This is a genomic window from Dermabacter sp. Marseille-Q3180 (assembly GCF_940792985.1).
GTDB lineage: Bacteria > Actinomycetota > Actinomycetes > Actinomycetales > Dermabacteraceae > Dermabacter > Dermabacter vaginalis.
Genome location: NZ_CALNWU010000001.1, coordinates 1,242,206 through 1,260,414, shown reverse-complemented (window position 1 = coordinate 1,260,414; position 18,209 = coordinate 1,242,206). Strand labels below are relative to the sequence as shown.

Below are 18,209 nucleotides of genomic sequence, written 5' to 3'. Positions count from 1 at the left end.
AGCGGTTTTCTAAAACCACTTTAAGAAGACCAATCGTGGGGATTTTTCGGCAAGACAGAGAGGTAAATTTTGCAGCTCGTTCACTGAGTATTCAGATCGGTGAACGCGACGGGTGTGCGGGCAGGGGGGGGCGGTGGCGTGCCGCACATCTCTTCCTCGTGAGATTAGGCAATGCTAACCTTGCAAATATGTCAGTCGCCTACACCGAGATGGACGCGCTCGCCGAGGAGCTCACCTCCCGCGCGCTTGTGTGCACTCTCGATTGCCCCTTCGCTTCGACCATTGCGCTCAATGAGCTGCCGAAGGGGGTCACCGCGGTGATCGCCGCCTATCGCGAGGCGAACTCGGTGCTATGCCGGCGTCTCTTTGACCTGGGCTTCCACCCCGGCCTCGAGGTGGAACTCGTGCGCAAGGCGCCCATGCGCGACCCGCTTGTGTTCCGCGTTGCCGACTGTGAAATCGTGCTGCGCAAGCGCGATGCCGCGCGCATCCTCGTACACGTTGGGGACGAACACGACACGAACACTGTCGAGAAGAAGGCCGCATGACCTGCCACGATGCGGCGCCGGAAGCGCCGCGCGAGACCGGCGCGCGCCGTTTTGCGCTCGTGGGCAACCCGAACGCCGGTAAATCCACGGTGTTCAACGCCCTCACGGGCATGCGCGCGAAGGTCGCGAACTACCCGGGCGTCACGGTCAGCAGGTTCGTGGGCGCAGTTGCGGTGCACGACGCCTCCGGAGCCCCACTCGACGCCGAGATCGAAGACCTCCCCGGCACCTATTCACTCGACCCGATCAGCCCCGATGAGCAGGTGGTTCTCGAATCGCTCAGCGATGAAAACCGCGCTGATGCGCTCATCGCCGTGCTCGATGCGACGAGTATGCGTCGTTCACTCGGGCTCATCGCGCAGCTTCAGCGCACGGGTCTGCCGATCCTCGTGGCGCTCACTCATGCCGATGAATTCCTTGAGCGCGGCGGCAGTGTGGACGTCGCGGCACTGTCGAAGGCGCTTGGCCACCGCGTTCTCGTCGTGACGGCCGGAAACCACCGAGAGCTCGACGCGCTGAAAGCCCAGCTGGCGTCGGAAGAGGACTGGCCTAGCCCCGCCGTACCGGCGCCCACCAACCCGAAGGGCTCCGCTGCGTGGATTGATTCGGTGCTGAAAGCCGCGCACTACCGCGCACCCGGCACGCACACGCGTACTCGCCGCATCGACGCGGTGCTGCTGCACCCGCTCTGGGGGAGCCTCGTGTTTTTCGCGGCGATGTTCGCCCTCTTCCAACTCATTTTCACGGTCGCTGCGCCGATCCAGGGGTGGATCGAGGAAGGCTTCGCGCTCCTCGGCGATATAGCTCGCGACCGCATTGGCATCGAGTGGCTCGCCGGTCTCGTGGCCGATGGCTTGATCGGTGGCGTGGGCGGCGTGCTCACGTTCGTTCCCCAGATTTTCCTGCTGTTCTTCGCGCTTGCCATTCTCGAGGCATCCGGCTACATGTCGAGAGCGGCATTCCTCATGGACCGTGTCATGGCGGGGGCGGGTCTCGAGGGGCGAGCGTTCGTGGCGATGCTTTCGAGCCTCGCATGCGCGATTCCCGGGATTATGGCGACGCGTTCGCTTCCCTCGGCGAAGGATCGGCTCGCGACGATGCTCACAATCCCGCTCATGACGTGCTCGGCGCGCCTGCCCGTGTACACGATGCTCATTGCGATGCTCATCCCCGCTGATGCCCGCCTTGGCGGCGTGATCGGTGCGCAGGGCGCGGCGCTCTTCGCCCTGTACCTGCTCGGTGCGTGCTCGGCGATGGCCTCGGCGTGGGTGTTCTCCAAGATCTTTGGGCGCGGCCGCGCAAGCCTGCCCTTCTACATGGAGATGCCCACCTACCGCATCCCCACGCTGCGGGAGCTGGTCACGAATACGTGGATCCCCGTCAAGGGCTTCCTCACGAAGGTGGGGCGCATCATCCTCGTGCTCACGCTCGTATTGTGGGCGCTGCTCAATCTCCCCGCCACGAGTGATGCGCAGCTCGCGGCCGCGGGCATCGACCAGTCCGATTCGGCGGCCGTGGCGACCTACCAGCTTGAGCACTCCTACGGTGCGGGCATCGGGAAGGCCGTGCAGCCCGTATTCGAACCGCTCGGTTTCGACTGGCGCGTGAGCGTCGGAGTCGTGGCCTCGCTCGGTGCGCGTGAGGTCTTCGTCTCCACCCTCGGCCAGATCGCGAGCGCCTCGGATCCGGAAGACCCGGGCGATGCCCTTTCCTCGCTCACGTGGGGGCCCGGGCCGCACGAAGGGCAGCTTTTGTTCACGCCGAGCACCACCGTAGCCCTCCTCGTGTTCTTCGTGTTCGCGCTGCAGTGCACGAGCACGATCGCGGCCCTGCGCCGCGAATCCGGGTCGTGGAGGTGGCCGACCCTCGCCTTCTGCTACATGTTCGCGCTCGCGTGGGTGGGAGCGTTGATCGCGAAGCTCGCGGTGGGGGCGCTCGCGTGAGCCACGGGTCCGACGGTTCCTCGGCAAGCGTCGGACCCGACGCCTTGCCCACTGAAGCCGAGCGATTCGCGCCAACTCTTGGCCATGCCGCCCCCGTCCCGGCGAGCGTGACCGGGGCGGAGCGAGTGCTCAGGTGGAGCGTGCAGGGGACGCCGCTGCCGCTTGGCTGGGAGCCAGTTCCGGAGGCGCTGCCGCAGCTTGAGCGAATTGTGGCGGAGCCGTACGGGCTCTGGGTGTGGTTACGTGCGGGACGCTCATGGCGCGACGACGCAGACTCGGTGCGCGAGGGACTTGCCCGCATGCTTGACGAGGCAGCGCCCCACTTCGCGAAAATGGAGGCGCAGATCGGGGCGGACAGGCGCGCTGAGGCCTTGCGTCTCGCCGCGACCGACGTGATCGACGGCGACCTCGCGCCGTACATCGCCTCGCACGGGGGAGAGGTCCGCATCGTCGAGGTGGAATGGGGCGATGCCGGGGGAGTGGTGAGCGTCGAGTTCGCGGGGGCGTGCAAAGGGTGTGAGCTCTCCGAGGTCACGCTGCACCTGCGTATCGAGAAGGCGCTCGCGAAGCGCGTGCCCACACTTGCTCAGGTGCGGGATGTGACGCCACGCACCGGGCCTCGGCTCTTCGAGGGGCTTTTTCGCCGCGCGCCAGCGTCCTCGTCGTGAGGGTATAGGCAGGCGCCTCATCCGCCCTCGTGGCGGGCGGCACGCGCACGTCTTGGCTGTTTTTTGGAAAAAAATTCACGTGGGCGTCACTTTTATTGCGGATGTTGGTCCCTCTTGTAGAGCACTGTAACTGCGTCCGATCACCAACCACATTGAAGGGATGCCTCCCATGGTGCTCCACCTCCCCCTCCTCATGAAGGATCACGTTCGCGGCAAGCGTTCCGCCGTGACCTGCGCACTCAAGTGCGATAACCAGTGCGCGAAGCCCGCATGCAACACGAGCAACAACTCCTACCTCGGTGACATCGTCTCCGCCGCGATCAGCCGCCGCTCGCTCCTCGGCGGTGCTGCCGCGAGCGCCCTCGTGATCGCCGCCGGCGGCACGCAGGGCATGGGTCAGGCCGCCTTCGCTGCCGACCCGTCCGCGCCGAACCCCACGATCGGCTCCGCTCCTGAAGCGCCGAACGGCTCGAAGCTCCGCTTCACCCCGATTGCCCCCGTCAACAAGGATGTCGACGAGTTCAACGTGCCCGAGGGCTACCGCTGGGAGCCCGTCATCAAGTGGGGTGACCCCCTCTTTGACGATTCGCCCGAGTTCGACTGGAACAAGCAGAGCGTCGAGGCGCAGAAAAAGCAGTTCGGGTACAACAACGACTACACGGAGATCCAGGAGATCCCCGGCTCGGATGGCCTGCGCGCCGTCATGTTCGTGAACCACGAGTACACGAACGCGAACATCATGTTCCCGGAGGACATGCCGAAGCATGATCAGGTCGCCATCACCATGGCAGCTCAGGGCCTCACCGTCGTGGAGCTCGAGCGCAAGGACCGCAAGTCGCCCTACACCTACGTGAAGGGTGCGAAACTCAACCGCCGATTCCTCCTCGACACGGAGTATGAACTCACCGGCCCCGCCGCGGGCTCCGACTTCGTGAAAACGAAGGACGACCCCGAAGGCCGCACGATCCTCGGCACCTTCGCGAACTGCTCGGGTGGCCTCACCCCGTGGGGCACGCTCCTTTCGGGCGAAGAAAACTTCCACGGCTACTTCGTTGCCGATGAGAACATTCAGTCGAACGCCCGCCTCGGCATCGACTCGAAAGAGTCGGTGTACGGCTTCGAAATGATTGACCCTCGCTTCAATGCGACGAACCCCGGCTACGAAAACGAGGTCAACCGCTTCGGTTACGCTATCGAGATCGACCCGTGGGACCCCACCTCGACCCCGAAGAAGCACTCCGCGATCGGCCGCTTCAAGCACGAAGGCGCGAACGTCATCATCGCCGAGGATGGCCGCGCGGTTGTCTACTCCGGTGACGACGAGCGTTTCGAGTACATGTACAAGTTCGTCTCCAAGGAGAAGTACGTCGAGGGCGATCGCAAGCACAACATGACGCTCCTCAGCGAGGGCGATCTTTACGTCGCGCGCTTCTACGGCAACTCGCCCAAGGAAGAAATCGACGGCAGCGGCGCCGTTCCTTCGGACGGCCAGTTCGACGGCACCGGCGAATGGGTTCCGCTGATCCTCGACGGCGAGTCGCAGGTTGAGGGCATGACCGTCGAGGAGATCGCGGTTAATACCCGCACCGCTGCCGACAAGGTGGAGCCCACCAAGATGGACCGCCCCGAGGACGTCGAGCCGTCGCACCACTCGCGCAAGGTGTACGCGGCCCTCACGAACAACTCGAAGCGTGAGATCTTCCAGGTGGATGAGGTCAACCCGCGCCAGAAGAACCGCGACGGTCAGGTGCTCGAGCTCGACGAGCGCGGCGACCAGACGAGCACCGAGTTCGCATGGAATCTTCTCCTCGTGGCCGGCGACCCCAACGGTGGCGACCAGACCTTCTACGGCAACGTCGATCCGAAGTCGGTTTCGCCCATTTCCTGCCCGGATAACCTCGCGTTCGACTCGGTGGGCAACCTCTGGATTTCGACCGACGGTGCCCCGAGCGGGATCGGCTACAACGACGGTCTGTTCCGCGTGACCCTCGAGGGAGACATGCGCGGCAACGTCGAGCAGTTCCTCTCTGTGCCTCGCGAGGCAGAGACGTGTGGTCCGATCGTTCGCGACGAGGATTACTCGGCATTCGTGTCGGTTCAGCACCCGGGTGAAGACGGCAAGTTCAGCGAGCAGCACTCCTTCTTCCCTGAGTACAACCAGACCGGCCCGCGCCCGACGGTTGTGCAGGTTCTGCCGATTTGGGAAGACGCTGAGGAGCCGAAGCCGGAGCCGAAGCCTGAAGAGCCCAAGCCCGAGCCGAAGCCGGAACAGCCGAAGCCTGAGGAGCCCAAGCCCGAGGAGCCGTCGGCACAGCCTGCGCCCGGCAAGGACCCGAGCGACGCGGCTGTTCCGGTTGCGCCCGCTCCCAAGAAGCCGGAGAAGAAGCAGCCGAAGAAGCCGGTCAAGAAGGTTAAGAAGGATGCAGAAAACAACCGTGGCCCGCTTCCGCGCACCGGTTTCGAGGCCGCTCCGGTTGCCGCAGGCGCCGCAGCTTTGCTCGCAGCCGGCGGCATGATGGCGGCAAAGTCCGCCAAGGATGCGGGGCCTGCAACCGAGGCTGAAGGTGACGGCCAGGCCGACGCCTGAGCATGAACCGCTGAGCCCTAGGGCTTGAACGGGAGGGGTCTCGCGCTGCGGCGCGGGGCCCCTCTGCTATTCCCGATCCGCTCGTAGGACCCCGCGGTGCTGCAGTGTTTGGCAGGGCAGTATTTCAAGCCTTCCCGAGACTGCAGGACGACACCGCATGGATCTGAAACGCGATCCCAGCGGTCAGCATGTGACAGGAAGCAAGACGCTGCAATGCTCTATCGTGAGTGTGCACCGGGGATCTGATACTGCACGATGTTTGGACCGCCGAAGGGTGTACCTTGCGTAGTCTTGCGTGCGGGACACGCATGATATCGGGGCGTTGGAAAAGCCTCGACAACGAGAACTGGAGCTGCGCCCCTTTTGATTGAAATGCTGTTGCTTATTGCCGTCATCGCCTTCACCCTGGTGCTCGCGTACCTGCCCGGCTACATCTGCATGAGGATCCTGCGTGGCTCCCCCTTCCTCGCCACGGCGTTCGCCCCCGCCATCAGTATGGCGATTGCGGGCCTCGCAGCGATCGGCGCGAGCTTCGTGGGGCTGCGATGGAACCTCGTGCCGTTTGGTTTGGCCTGCGCGGCCCTGATCGCGGCGTGCGGTGCGGCGCGAGCCCTTGGGATCACGCTACCGCCCACGCGCCTGCACGCCTCCCACCTGGCGCTCCCGTCGACACGGCAGGCTGTGGCGTGGGCTGCCGCGCTGCTTGCTGCGCTCGCGGTCTGCCTTGTGCCACTTTTTGTCGTCGCGCGCACCCCAGGGGCGATTCTTGAACGTTACGACGCGCTCTATCACCTCAATGCCCTCGCGTTCATTCGCGATCGTGGCGACGGCTCGAGCCTCAGCATGAATGCGCTTACGCGCACCGACCTTTCGGCGGCCTCGTATCCGGCTGGCTTCCACGATCTTGCCTCGCTCGTCCCGATCGCCAATATCCCTATCGTTCTGAACGGCTCGGTGCTCGCGCTCGCGGTGGTGCCGTGGGTCGTTGGCAATGCCCTCCTTGCGGCGGTGGTTTTTCCGCGCGTGCGGTGGGCGGGTCCGACGGCAGCCATCGGCGCAGCGCTCGTTCCAGCGAGCCCCGTGGACCTGTGGATCCACCTTTCGCCGATCCCCAACCTCATTGGTTTCGCGATCCTCCCGGGGCTGCTCGCTGCTGCCTACGCCCTGTGGCTCACCCTCGAAGATGCTGTCCAGCCACAAGCCCCACGTGGAATTCTGAGTGCGCGAGCCTCGAGCTCTTCGCACGCTCCTTCCGGTTGGCGTAAAGCTGCGGCGTGGGTGAAGCCGCTCGTGTGCATGGGGGGCGTCGCCTTCCTCGCACTCGTGGGCCTCGCACTTTTGCACCCGAACACCGCGGTCACACTGCTTCTGCTTCTCGGTGTGCTGAGCGCCGTACGGATTCTGCGCGCGCCAAAGCAACGGAGGGTGCTGTGGGCGATTCCGGTGCTTGCGCTTGCCCCCGTCTTCGCGGTGGCCTTCACGCCGATCGGCGCGCGTGCGACTGGCTTTTCCGGTGGTTTGCAGGTGCCGATGAGCACGGCATTCGGCGAGGTGTTCCTCGGTCTCCTTACGGTGTGGCCCATGCCGCTCGGGGTCGTCATGGCGCTCCTGTGGCTGCCGGGGCTTGTTGTGAGCCTTGTACGCGGCGAACGTTGGCTCGCCGCCTGCTGGGTCGCCGTGGCGGTCCTGTACTTCGATGCTGCCGTTGATTCGCCGCTGAATCTTTCGGCCCTCTACTTCCGCGGCCAAGATCGACTTTCAATCCCACTCGCGATGCTCTCGATCGCCCTCATGATTCCTGGAATCGAGGTGATTGCTGCGTGGCTGCGCAAGGCACTGGGCGCGCGACCCCGCGGGCGTTTCACGCTCGTGCAAGGGACGGCGCTCGTGCTTGCCGTCGTGGCAGCGCTCAGTTCGATTCCCTTCCGCCATGCGGACGCGGCCAAGAACCTCCAACCCGACTATCCGGGCCGCGGGAGGTTCTTGCAGGTGGGGGAGCGCGAAGACTTTGCCGCGGCCTTGCCCGAGATGAACGCCGACCGTTCGATTCTCGCAAGCCCCTACTCGGGAGCGGCCCACATGTATGCGTTAGAGGGCGCCAAGGTGTATTTTCCGGTGGCGGGGATGGCGCTTTCCACGAAAGACCGCGCCGTGATCGATGCGGTGCCGCGTGCGGCTTCCGATCCTCGTGCGTGTGCCCTGCTCGAGGAGGCGGGAATTGGGTACGTGTACCAGGAGAGGGATCTCTATCAGTACGACCCGTCGTTCAATCCCTTAAACGTGGCACTTCCCGTGCCCGGAGCAACCATCTTTGAAACCGACCATTCCCGACTCATAGAGATCGATTGCCGCTAACGAGAAGAGTGGGGTGTCGCTGCTCGAGTGGGGAGCGGCGACACCCCCCATGTTAAGCAGTCTCTACGGCTTTGCGAACCGCATCGATCACGCGCTCGACATCGCTATCGCGCAGATCAGGGAACATCGGCAGGGAGATTTCCCGACGGTAGAAGTCCTCGGCAACCGGGCACATTCCGCGCTTGTAGCCGAGATCCTCGAAAACGGGATGCCAGTAGGCAGGAATGTAGTTCACCTGGACGCCGATCCCCTGCTCTCGCAGGGATTCAAAAATCGCTTTGCGACGCTCAGCGGGAACCCTGAGCGGGTACAGATGCCAGGCGGGCTCGGCCTCTTCGGGGGCGAAGGGAATATCAACGCCGTCGAGGTTTGCGAGCGCTTCGTCGTAGATTCGCTTGATCTCGGCGCGGCGGGCCACGAACGAGTCAAGCCTCTGCAGCTGCGAGCTGCCGAGCGCGCACAGCACGTCGGGAAGGCGGTAGTTGATGCCGAAGGAGTGCACTTCCTGGTGCCACGGCCCCTCATCGGGATAGCGCTGAAGCTTCTTGTCGCGCACAAGACCGTGGTTCTTGAAGCGTCGTGCGCGGGTGGCGAGTTCCTCGTTGTCGGTCACGAGGGCGCCGCCCTCAGCGGTGGTGAGGTTCTTGGTCGGGAAGAACGAGAAGCTGGTCATGTGCGCGAGCGAGCCCACGGGCTTGCCGTTGCGGCGGGAGCCGATCGAGTGGGCGGCGTCTTCCAAGAAGAGCGCATCGTTCTTCTCAGCAAGAGCTCTGAGCGCGTCGGCTTCCACGGGAACGCCGGCGTAGTCCACGCCAGCGATGACTTTGGTGTTTGGCGTGACGGCGGCTTCCGCGGCGGCAGGATCGAGGTTGCCCGTTTTTGGGTCGACGTCAGCGAAAACGATCTTTGCCCCAAAAACGGCGGCCGTGGCTGCGGTCGCCACGAAGGTCAGCGGGGTGGTGACCACCTCGTCGCCGGCGCCAACGCCAGCAGCGGCGTAGGCAAGGTGCAGCGCGGCGGTTCCGGAAGTCGCACTGATCGCGTGCGAGGCGTCGGTGCGCTTCGCAATCGACTCTTCGAAACGATCCACCTCAGGGCCAGTCGTGAGCCAGTCGCTACCGAGCGCGCGGGTGACCGCTGCTACATCGTCCTCGTTGATTGATTGACGACCGTAGGGGAGCATCTTAGATCCCTTCCGCAATAATGTCGGCGATCTGCTCGCGGGTGTACCACGCGTCGTTGGAATCTGAACGGAAGGCGAAGCCGGCTTCCACCGGTTCGGCATCTGCCGGGGTCTCGTAACCCCAGGTCGCGAGATCCGGCTGGATGATGAAGTACTTACCGCCGGCAATCTTGACGGCGCGGCGGCCCTCCTCGGGGCTGATCATTTCCTCGTGGAGCTTCTCGCCGGGACGCAGGCCAACGTCCACGAGTTCCGCGCCCGGAACAACGGCATGGGCGAGATCGACGACCTTCATCGACGGGATGCGGGGAACGAGGAGTTCGCCGCCCTGCATGAACTCGAAGGACTCGGTCACCATCTTCACGGCCTGGGGCAGGGTGATGAAGAAGCGCGTGCAACGCAGATCCGTGATCGGAAGGGGCTTGCCCTCTTCGCCGAGCTTGCGGAAGAACGGAATCACCGAGCCGCGCGATCCCATGACGTTGCCGTAGCGAACAACGGAGAAGCGGGTGGGGTAGGCGGCCGCGTAGTGGTTGCCGCAAATGAAGAGCTTGTCGGCCGTGAGCTTCGTGGCGCCGTAGAGGTTGATGGGGCTCGAGGCCTTGTCCGTGGAGAGCGCCACGACCTTCTTCACGCCCGCGTCGATCGACGCTTCGATCACGTTCTGGCTTCCCAGAATGTTGGTCTTCACGAACTCGAAGGGGTTGTATTCGGCCGTATCGACCTGCTTGAGCGCCGCGGCGTGCACCACGTAGTCCACGCCGTGCAGGGCGCGGCGAAGGCGCTTTTCGTCGCGAATGTCGCCGATGAACCAACGCAGGCGCGGGTCGTTGTTGAACTGGTTACGAACCTCGTACTGCTTGAGTTCATCGCGGGAGAAAATCACCACGCGTCGGGGGTCGTGGTTCTCGAGCACCTCTTTGAGGAATGCTTTACCGAAGGAACCGGTTCCACCGGTGATGAGGATGGATGAACCGCTGAGCACTGACATTGAGGTTCTCTTTCGTTAATCGATGTCTATACGCGAGTTCCCTATGTGCGGTCGCAGCCGCTGGAACTGACGTGATCGCGGATGCCATTATGGCACGGCGCCAACTGCATGTGCCATTATGGCGCAGTGAGTTCAAAGCGAATTGTAGCCGTCATTCAGGCCCGAACGGGCTCGTCGCGTTTGCCCCGAAAGGTGCTTCGTCCCCTGGCTGGACGTCCAGTTTTGGAGTGGATGGTGCGGGCTGCTCGCGCGGCACAGGGGATCGACGATGTGGTGATCGCCACCTCGACTTCTGACAAGGATGATGACGTCGAGACTCTCGGGAAGCGGCTCGGCGTGAAGGTCGTGCGCGGCAGTGAAGACGACGTGCTTTCGCGGTTCATGCTGGCGATCGATGCCACCGACGCCGATGCGGTGGTGCGCTTGACCGCTGATTGCCCACTGTGCGACCCCAAGCTGATCTCCGCGATCGTGAGCATGTGGCGAGTTGATCCAAGTCTTGATTACGTGGCGACAACGCTGATTCGCACGTTGCCGCGTGGCCTCGATGTCGAGCTCGCTTCGCGCAGCGCCTTGCAGGTTGCGAATGAGGAGGCGGAGAGCTTTCACCGCATTCACGTCACGTCGTACCTGTACGACAGCAAAAGCTCGTTCCGCACGATGGGACTCGTGGTGCAGCCAGCAGCGAATGATTTGCGGGTCACCTTGGACACTGCCGAGGACGGCCAGCTCCTTGATGCTGTCGTTTCGGAGCTCGGCGATGAGCCTCCGGCATGGCAGGACGTCGTCAATGTGCTGCGTTCGCGGCCTGACATCACTCAGATCAACGCCAAGATTCGACAAAAGAAGCTGGCTGATGGCTGATGCATGTTCTGTTCCGATGTGATGCCACCGAGGAAGGCGGCATCGGGCATCTCGTCAGGGTGGTGTCGGTAGCTGATGCCGCCGTGAACGCCGGGCATTCGGTGTGTGTCGCCGGTGACATCCAGTCACCTCTTGCGCGGCAGCTGGTCGAGGAGGCGCAACTGACGGTGGTGCCCGCGCCGGGTGACCTTGGCGCACTCGCGGCAGAGCACGGCGCCTCGATCGTGCACGTAGATGACTACACGGTGGGAAACGAGGCCCTGGAGCAGGTGCGGGCCGCCGGAGCGCTTCTTTCCTCGATGGAGGACGGCAGCTACGGGCGGCGCGATGCCGATCTCGTCGTCGATTCGACGATCGGCGCGGAGTTCACTGAACGCGGGCGCGCGTCGCGGGGGCGCGTGCTGCGAGGAATCGCCTACGCGCCGATGCGCCCGCAGGTGCTCGCTGCCCGACACAAACGCGAACACGACTTCGCCCCCTCACCGGTCCCACGCGCCCTGATAGTGATGGGCGGCACCGACGCAACGGGCGCAGCCGCCACGATCGCGGGCCTCTGCGCCGGCCTTCCTCGCAACATCGAGCTCACGGTGATCGCCCCCACACGCCACTGGGAGGCTGTCGCAGAAGCGGCGGGGCCGAGTGTGCAGTTGCTCGAGCCAACGCCCGCGTTCCTCGAGATTGCTTCCACGATGGATTTCGTGGTGAGTGCTTCCGGCACGAGTGCGTGGGAGCTCGCGTGCATCGGCGTTCCCACGCTGCTCGTGGCGGTCGTGGACAACCAAAAAGCGGGATATGCCGCGGCTCTTGACGCGGGAATTGCGAAGGGTCTTGGCACGATTGACAAGATTCGCGCTCACCGTGCCCAAGCTGCGGCCCAACTCGATTCTTTCGTTGAAGCATTAGCCGCAGGCGCCGTCAGCACTCGCGAAGCCATGGCCAAGGTCGATGGGCGCGGTGCGGAGCGCATTGTGGAAGCCTGGACCACGTTGTTCGATGAGCGCTTCGCCGAGAAGTCGACTTTGGCACGCGACGCCGCGCCAAGTAAGACGCTTACCGTGCGTGATGCCTCGATGGGGGACTGCCTCCATCTGCTGCGCTGGCGAAACGACCCGGAAACGCGAGCGGTTTCTCGCACAACCGAGGCTATTGGACTCGATGCTCATGCACCTTGGCTCGAACGCACGCTCGAGCGACACGACCGCGAGCTCTTCATTGCACAAGTGAAGGGGCGGCCCGTGGGCATGGTGCGTTTCGATGCCGACGGCTCCGCCTGGGAGGTGTCGATCAACTTAGCACCGGAAACGCGGGGGCGCGGGCTTGCCCGAAAGGTTCTTTCGGAAGCGGAATCGCTCTTTTTCCGACGCCACCCGGGCTCGAGCGTGATGGCGTTTGTGCGCGCCGAGAACGCCCCTTCTATGCGCCTTTTCGATCGGGCCGGCTATGAGCCGTGGCCCGATCGAAACGAACCGGAGTTCGCGGCGTTCGTTAAATCAGATCCCAGCTGAGCGCGGTTCCCTTAGCGGCGTCGGTACGGAAGGTGCGGCCCATGACCGTATCGAAGTAGCGGGGTTCGAGGCCGCCAGCAGGGCGAATCGAGCGCACGTTCTTCTCGGTGACGACGTCGCCTGCGCGAACATCCTCGACCACGTACAGGGAGCGGCGAAGTCGCTGGCTCTCCGCCTCGCTCGCCACGGGGCCAATGTGCACGTCACCGATCGCGAGCCACGCTGCGTAGGACTCGTCGACAAGCGCCTTGAGCTCCTCGGGTTCGAGGGAGAAGTCGGAGTCGACGCCGCCGTCGGCACGGCGCAGGGTGACGTGCTTTTCCAAGATTGAGGCACCGAAGGCTACGGCAGCGACGCTCACGCCGATGCCCTTGGTGTGGTCGGAAAGCCCACTCACCACGTTCCAGGTGTCGCGCAGCACCTCGATGGTGCGCAGGTTCGAGGCGTCCGCGGTTGCCGGGTAGGAGGACGTGCAGCCAAGAACGGCGATGTTGTCGTTGCCCTCGGCGCGAATCGTGGCCACGGCGAGGTCGATGTCGGCGGCATTCGCGGCACCCGAGGAAAGAATGATCGGCTTACCCGTGCGCGCCACGGTGCGCAGGAGCGGAATATCACCAATTTCAAGGGAGGCGATCTTGTAGAGCTCAACGTCGAGGTCTTCGAGAAGATCCACGGCGGTGGCATCGAACGGACTCGAGAACGGAACCAGGCCGTGCTCGCGGGCCCGCTCAAAGATCGGCTCGTGCCATTCCCACGGGGTGTGCGCTTCTTGGTACAGGCTGTAGAGGTTGCGCCCGCCCCACAGGTCGTGGTCGGCGCTGATTTGGAAAGCGGGTCCGTCGGCATCGATGGTGATGGTGTCTGCCGTGTAGGTCTGGAGTTTGATCGCGGGGGCGCCGCTTTCAGCGATCGCATCGACGATCGCGAGTGCGCGGCCGAGATCACCGTTGTGGTTGCCTGACATCTCCGCGGCAACAAACGGGCGGTGCCCTTCGCCGATTGTGTGGTCTTTGAGCTCAAGCGTCTTAGGTGTGTGCTGATGTTGCGACATGCCCTCGATCATACCGCCGCTTGGAATATCGATTTTTATGTGTTGCGGAGTGACGCCGAGCGCTCATCGGTGATGGGGGCTGGCAAGAGAGCGGTTTGATCGAATCGTGGGAGAGGGCCGGGTAGGTGACTGAGAGGATGCTTGAGGAACGCCAAGGGGGAGTTGTGGGATCCAGCATCTTGGGCGCCGTCAGGCCGTTTGACGATCCCGAGTACCGCACCCGCCTTTCGAAGTGGCGCTCCGCCCCAATAGTCGAACCAGGGCCTTACCCGCCGTTTTTCCCACCCGAGCAATTCGCGAAGCTCGGCGGCCTCACGCATGTTGTCGATGCCCAATTCTGCGAGCGCGATGCTTTCGCGCTGCCCGGCCGCAGAGGCATCGAAGAACTCGGGCCACACCTCTTGCGTGCGGGTGGAAACGCTCGTGCCGAGTGAGCCAACAGCCACGGGAGGGCCGTAGATCTCGGTTGGGGTACCCTCGGCCGCGGCGTAGACCACGGCCGTGGAAAGCTGGTTCGACACCACGCGGTTCGCCGCGCGAGCGAGGTAGAGGATGCGGCCGAGAAAGTTCGGGTCGCGCCTATCGCCAGCGCTTACCACGTCATGGCCGTGCTCGCGCCACAAGCCCACGGTTGCGGGATCGGCCAGGTCTTCAGGGTGTACGCACACCACGGCGGGGCCTTCTCGGCGGGCGAGCTCCTCCGCAAAACCGGCGTTTGCGTCTTCGATTTTCACGAGGTGCGTGGAGTGCACGGGGAACGCGACCGATTTTCCGAGCGGCTTGACCGGAACGCCCTGCGTGAGGGCGCTCAGGTACAGCCACGGCGAGCCGATCGCCGTGGTGGGGAACTCGTCGCTCCCCGGATCCCACGCGCGGGAATGATGGCTCCACACGAGGCGGCGGGCTGTGCGGGGGAGTGTCGCGAAGTCGGAAAAATGTACGAGCGTGGGCGAGGCCACGGTCCAACCGTGCTGGACTAAACCGTTGATGTGCCTCACCGTTGGCTCGCCGACATAGCGCGCGAGAGCGGCACTGTGCCCGTAGTAGTGATTTTGGATGTCCATGGGCGCTACGCGAAGATCTGGTGGCGCGATTCGGGAACCGTGAAGGGCACCAGATCGGCGGGGGACTGGGCGAGGCGGAACAGGCCCGATTCCACGTCCTGGAGCGTCTCTTCGTAACCGGGAACTTCGATCACGAAGGTGGGTTTGCCGAGCGCCGCCGATTCCCACAGCGAGGTGGAGAACGTACCCACGCTCATGTGGGACTTGCTTACGGTGATGAGGGTGTTCTCGCTGGCAATATCGACCTTCCCCTCGAGCCCAGCGGCGGCGATTTCCTTCCCGATGATGGCGCGCTGTGCCGGGTGGGGCGCGATCACGATCGAGAGCTCGGGCCGCTGCTCCACGATCTGCTTTACGAAGGCGAGGATCCGTCGGAGAACTCGCGGCTGCGAAACCACGCACACGTCCCAGCGTGGTTCGGCGCTGCCGACGGCTTCCTTGGCGGCCTCAAAGTCGCTCTGTTCGCGAGGCACGATCACGCTTTCGCGGTACACGTTGGTGCGTTCGGCCCACATCTTTGACCATGCGTGGAAGCGGGTCGCACCGTAGTGCGGGGTATCCCCGAACCAGAAGCTCGGCGCGTAGCGGCTCGTGAGCGCGTATTGGATGTCGCCCACGAGTGCACCGGAGCGCTGTGCGGCGTGCACGATGCCCGCGCGCCAGTGACTCGAGGCAATCATGACCTCTTCGGGCTGCACGCGTTCGAAGACGGGGGTGAAGAAGTCCCGCTCGAGTTGGAACTTCGCGAGGCGGTTGCGCAAGTGATCGCCGAGGTCCACGCGCATGTTGAACGCCTTGCCGAGGGCTTCCTCGAAGGGGCGCGCATCGACTTCTGGCACTCGTAGGTGCGACCAGCGTTGGTGCCAATGGCGGCTCCACTCGGTGAACTCCGCGAAGGGATACACGAGGGGCGAATCCTCAACGCCGGGGTAGCCGTTGGCATCGGCTTGCACCACGAACAGGGTGGTGTCGTTGACGAACGGGGCGGTGCGGTACCCGCTCTGCCCGCGGCGCACGTAGTCGAACACCACGGTCTTCGCGTGCGGGGCCGTCGTGAGACGCTTCGGGCCATCGTAATCGGCCTTCACCGGGGTACCGATCGCATCCGCGGCGCCCCACAGGCCGAGTGCCTCCGCGAGCTGAATGACGAGGGCGGAGCGACCGAGTTCCCACAGGTAGTCACCGCTTCGGGTGGTGATGTCGAAAAGACCGTATTCGCGTTCGGCTTCGCACAGCCGATCAAAGAATTCGCCGTAGGTGAAGGGGGAGGAGACGGTGCGGGTCGAGAGCCCGTCGCGGAGCCTCACCTGGTCGTATTCGCCTCGCATGAGCACGGAAGGTGCGTGCGTGAGGGTGCCAGCCTTGACCTCAACGGCGCCGGCGGTGTTCACCGGGGTGCCAAAGTTATCGATGCCGCCGGTCACCGGGAACCAGGGGTGCGTGCCGATCTCGCGATGGGGGGCAATGGGCTCTTTGACGGCAACGGCATTGCGTAGCAACTTCATGCCCGATCCCGCATACGACTTCGCGATGTTTGTCGCGCTCGTCAAAACCTTGTTGGAGAGACCGAGAGTCTTGCCGAATTCACGAAGACCTTGGCCGAGGCCACCCTCGGCCTGCGCAGGCCGAGGCGAGTCGCTTGCCGTGGAATTCGCCGCGGGAGCGCTCGCCTCCGCGGTTTTGGCGGGTGCGCTTGGGCTGGTTGCAGGAGCAGCGGGCGTGATCGCCTGGGTGGGTTGGTCTTTCGTGCCCGACGCTTGCAGGTGTTTTTTGAGTTCCGTGGCGACTTGGCGTGCCTTCCACGAGACGGCCTCGGCGCCTTTGTCCACAAAGCTTGCGAGGGCTTTTGGCGTGGTCGACCACGACACGTGCTGGGCTCCGCCCTGGGCGGCGTGTAGCACGTCCACGGGGGTGTAGTCGGCATCGCGGCGAAGGTGCCCGTAAATCTTGAGCTCGTGACGCGTCGTGGTGTGTCCGAGGTAGTGACGTTCCTTCGAACCGGGTGTCGGGGCGTAGGAAATCACTTCCTTACCGAAGGCGGGGAACTGAATCAGGGTCTCGCGAGCAGCCTTCCCGGACTTTCCTCGCTTCGACGTGCGCTGTTTGACCGTTGGCGTTGTCACGCGATCAGAGTTATCGATCTGTACCTCGTGCAGAGGGGCATCGCCCTTGACGGTGATCTGGTGATAGCGCGAGAGGCCCCGCCATGTCACGCGGTGGCTGATCTGCTCTGTGGAGATGGGCTCGCTGCCCTCGACGGCGAAGACTTCGGTCAGATCGATAGCCTTGCCCCTCGGCCCGAGGAATTCCTCGTAGCGCTTGCCCACTGCCTCTTGCGAGAAGTACGCGTTGTAGCGTTCACGGCCCGCAGCACCGAAACGCTCGCGCATGGAGGCGTCGGCGCTCAGTTCGCCGAGTCGTTGCGCAAGGAGGTCCACGTTGAGCATGGGAATGAGGAAGCCACTGCGGCCGTCCTCGATGGCTTCTCGTGCGCCGAAGTCAAAGTCGTAGGCGACCACGGGCAGCGAATGACTCATTGACTCGAGCAACGGGTACGGGAAACCTTCGGACAGCGACGTCATAAGCACGATGTCCGCTTCGGAGTACACGTCTTGTTCAGAGCCGTACCCGCAAATATTGACGCGCTCGTTGAGGCCGAGCCGCGCGATTTCCTCGCGCACCGCACTCACGTAGGGGTTGAGCGGATGTGCCGAACCCCAGAGGCTGAGCCGCACTGAGTCGTCATCGATCTTTGCGAGTGCGCGTACCGCGTCCAATTGGTTTTTGCGGTGCTGAAGCGATGCCGGGAGAACGATATTTACGCCCTCGTGTGCTACGCGCGGGACGGTCGTTTTTCCCTCGCCCGGGAAGTTCGGAATGAACACGACGTTGGATTCGCCAAAAAGGTCGAGGAATTGCGTGCGCAGACCATCGGCCACGGTCTGCAGGCGGTCGATGCTGCCGCGTACCGACTTCAGGGGTTCCCACAGTTCCTTGTGGTGGGCGTAGTCGCCGTGAATCTGGAGAACCGTGTGTGGGCGACGCTTCGCATCGCCCAGCGCGTACTGGAAGGCGAGAACCTGGGCGGGGTTCGTGAACACAATCGTGTCGCCGTCATCAAGCACGTCGTTGAGCTGGCGCAGGACCGCGACCTGGTTGGCTGTGAAGGAGAACCGCAAAGCTCCGAGGTTGCCCGAATACTCCGGGTAGACGCCGCGATGCAGCAGCGAGCCTCCGTCGGCGGGTAGGGAGCGTACCGTGTAGGCAGGGATGCTCTCGTCGAGCGGCCATGACGGAAGCATTCGCTCCCACACATCGCCGCCGCCAAGAAACGCCATCACCGCCACGGGGTAGCCCGCCTCATGCAGGCCGTTCGCGAGCTGCACCACCGATTTGTGGTAACCCGTTGGCCCCGCCAACTCGTTCGTACAAATCAGAATCATGTTTCGC

Annotated in this window: 12 protein-coding genes; 7 read left to right on the top strand and 5 right to left on the bottom strand. The window is 63.9% G+C overall.

The window, feature by feature from the left end:
* The first annotated feature begins 188 nt into the window (after positions 1–188).
* From NBW56_RS05650 to NBW56_RS05630, 5 genes are all read left to right on the top strand, one after another.
* The gene (locus NBW56_RS05650) at positions 189–548 is read left to right on the top strand and encodes a FeoA family protein (protein ID WP_223845736.1); all 360 of its coding nucleotides are present in this window, start codon (positions 189–191) and stop codon (positions 546–548) included.
* Positions 545–2,491: a ferrous iron transporter B gene (gene feoB, locus NBW56_RS05645; RefSeq protein ID WP_250258329.1), complete on the top strand. Its 1,947-nt coding sequence runs from the start codon at positions 545–547 to the stop codon at positions 2,489–2,491. The genes NBW56_RS05650 and feoB overlap by 4 nt, the downstream gene beginning before the upstream one ends.
* Complete coding sequence (locus tag NBW56_RS05640) at positions 2,488–3,159, top strand: NifU family protein (RefSeq protein ID WP_250258328.1); 672 nt, start codon at positions 2,488–2,490, stop codon at positions 3,157–3,159. The genes feoB and NBW56_RS05640 overlap by 4 nt, the downstream gene beginning before the upstream one ends.
* A 169-nt stretch (positions 3,160–3,328) precedes the next feature.
* Positions 3,329–5,746 (top strand): PhoX family protein, encoded by a 2,418-nt coding sequence (locus NBW56_RS05635; RefSeq protein ID WP_250258327.1) that lies wholly within the window; start codon positions 3,329–3,331, stop codon positions 5,744–5,746.
* A 372-nt stretch (positions 5,747–6,118) separates the two neighbouring features.
* A complete protein-coding gene (locus NBW56_RS05630) occupies positions 6,119–8,101 on the top strand; it encodes a DUF6541 family protein (protein WP_250258325.1) in 1,983 nt (660 codons plus the stop codon).
* Between the two features lie 52 nt (positions 8,102–8,153).
* On the opposite strand, the gene pseC is transcribed toward NBW56_RS05630, so the two are convergent.
* Both pseC and pseB read right to left on the bottom strand, forming a co-directional pair.
* Complete coding sequence (gene pseC, locus NBW56_RS05625) at positions 8,154–9,284, bottom strand: UDP-4-amino-4,6-dideoxy-N-acetyl-beta-L-altrosamine transaminase (protein ID WP_250258323.1); 1,131 nt, start codon at positions 9,282–9,284, stop codon at positions 8,154–8,156.
* Position 9,285: 1 nt separating this feature from the next.
* Entirely contained in the window at positions 9,286–10,275 is a 990-nt protein-coding gene (gene pseB / locus NBW56_RS05620) for a UDP-N-acetylglucosamine 4,6-dehydratase (inverting) (RefSeq protein WP_250258318.1), read from the bottom strand.
* Between the two features lie 81 nt (positions 10,276–10,356).
* On the opposite strand from pseB, the gene NBW56_RS05615 reads away from it, so the two are divergent.
* Together NBW56_RS05615 and NBW56_RS05610 are read left to right on the top strand one after the other, a co-directional pair.
* The gene (locus NBW56_RS05615) at positions 10,357–11,139 is read left to right on the top strand and encodes a cytidylyltransferase domain-containing protein (RefSeq protein ID WP_349815706.1); all 783 of its coding nucleotides are present in this window, start codon (positions 10,357–10,359) and stop codon (positions 11,137–11,139) included.
* On the top strand, positions 11,139–12,644 hold the full coding sequence (locus tag NBW56_RS05610) for a bifunctional UDP-2,4-diacetamido-2,4,6-trideoxy-beta-L-altropyranose hydrolase/GNAT family N-acetyltransferase (RefSeq protein WP_250258314.1): 1,506 nt from the start codon (positions 11,139–11,141) through the stop codon (positions 12,642–12,644). Before NBW56_RS05615 ends, NBW56_RS05610 begins: the two co-directional genes overlap by 1 nt.
* Here NBW56_RS05610 and pseI read toward each other — a convergent pair.
* The 3 genes from pseI to NBW56_RS05595 are packed head-to-tail and all read right to left on the bottom strand — an operon-like array spanning position 12,625 to position 18,202.
* Positions 12,625–13,695 carry a pseudaminic acid synthase gene (gene pseI / locus NBW56_RS05605; RefSeq protein ID WP_250258313.1) on the bottom strand — a complete coding sequence of 357 codons (1,071 nt, stop codon included), beginning with the start codon at positions 13,693–13,695 and terminating at the stop codon, positions 12,625–12,627. The genes NBW56_RS05610 and pseI overlap by 20 nt on opposite strands.
* Before the next feature lie 35 nt (positions 13,696–13,730).
* On the bottom strand, positions 13,731–14,759 hold the full coding sequence (locus tag NBW56_RS05600) for a hypothetical protein (RefSeq protein WP_250258311.1): 1,029 nt from the start codon (positions 14,757–14,759) through the stop codon (positions 13,731–13,733).
* Positions 14,760–14,764: 5 nt separating this feature from the next.
* Positions 14,765–18,202 (bottom strand): glycosyltransferase family 4 protein, encoded by a 3,438-nt coding sequence (locus tag NBW56_RS05595; RefSeq protein ID WP_250258309.1) that lies wholly within the window; start codon positions 18,200–18,202, stop codon positions 14,765–14,767.
* Positions 18,203–18,209: the final 7 nt, after the last annotated feature.

Coding starts and splice junctions, on each gene's coding strand:
- NBW56_RS05635 (WP_250258327.1), top strand. CDS start 3,329: ATGGTGCTCCACCTCCCCCTCCTCATGAAGGATCACGTTCGCGGCAAG.
- pseC (WP_250258323.1), bottom strand. CDS start 9,284: ATGCTCCCCTACGGTCGTCAATCAATCAACGAGGACGATGTAGCAGCG.
- pseI (WP_250258313.1), bottom strand. CDS start 13,695: ATGTCGCAACATCAGCACACACCTAAGACGCTTGAGCTCAAAGACCAC.
- NBW56_RS05615 (WP_349815706.1), top strand. CDS start 10,357: ATGCCATTATGGCACGGCGCCAACTGCATGTGCCATTATGGCGCAGTG.
- feoB (WP_250258329.1), top strand. CDS start 545: ATGACCTGCCACGATGCGGCGCCGGAAGCGCCGCGCGAGACCGGCGCG.
- NBW56_RS05595 (WP_250258309.1), bottom strand. CDS start 18,202: ATGATTCTGATTTGTACGAACGAGTTGGCGGGGCCAACGGGTTACCAC.
- pseB (WP_250258318.1), bottom strand. CDS start 10,275: ATGTCAGTGCTCAGCGGTTCATCCATCCTCATCACCGGTGGAACCGGT.
- NBW56_RS05630 (WP_250258325.1), top strand. CDS start 6,119: ATGCTGTTGCTTATTGCCGTCATCGCCTTCACCCTGGTGCTCGCGTAC.
- NBW56_RS05600 (WP_250258311.1), bottom strand. CDS start 14,759: ATGGACATCCAAAATCACTACTACGGGCACAGTGCCGCTCTCGCGCGC.
- NBW56_RS05650 (WP_223845736.1), top strand. CDS start 189: ATGTCAGTCGCCTACACCGAGATGGACGCGCTCGCCGAGGAGCTCACC.
- NBW56_RS05610 (WP_250258314.1), top strand. CDS start 11,139: ATGCATGTTCTGTTCCGATGTGATGCCACCGAGGAAGGCGGCATCGGG.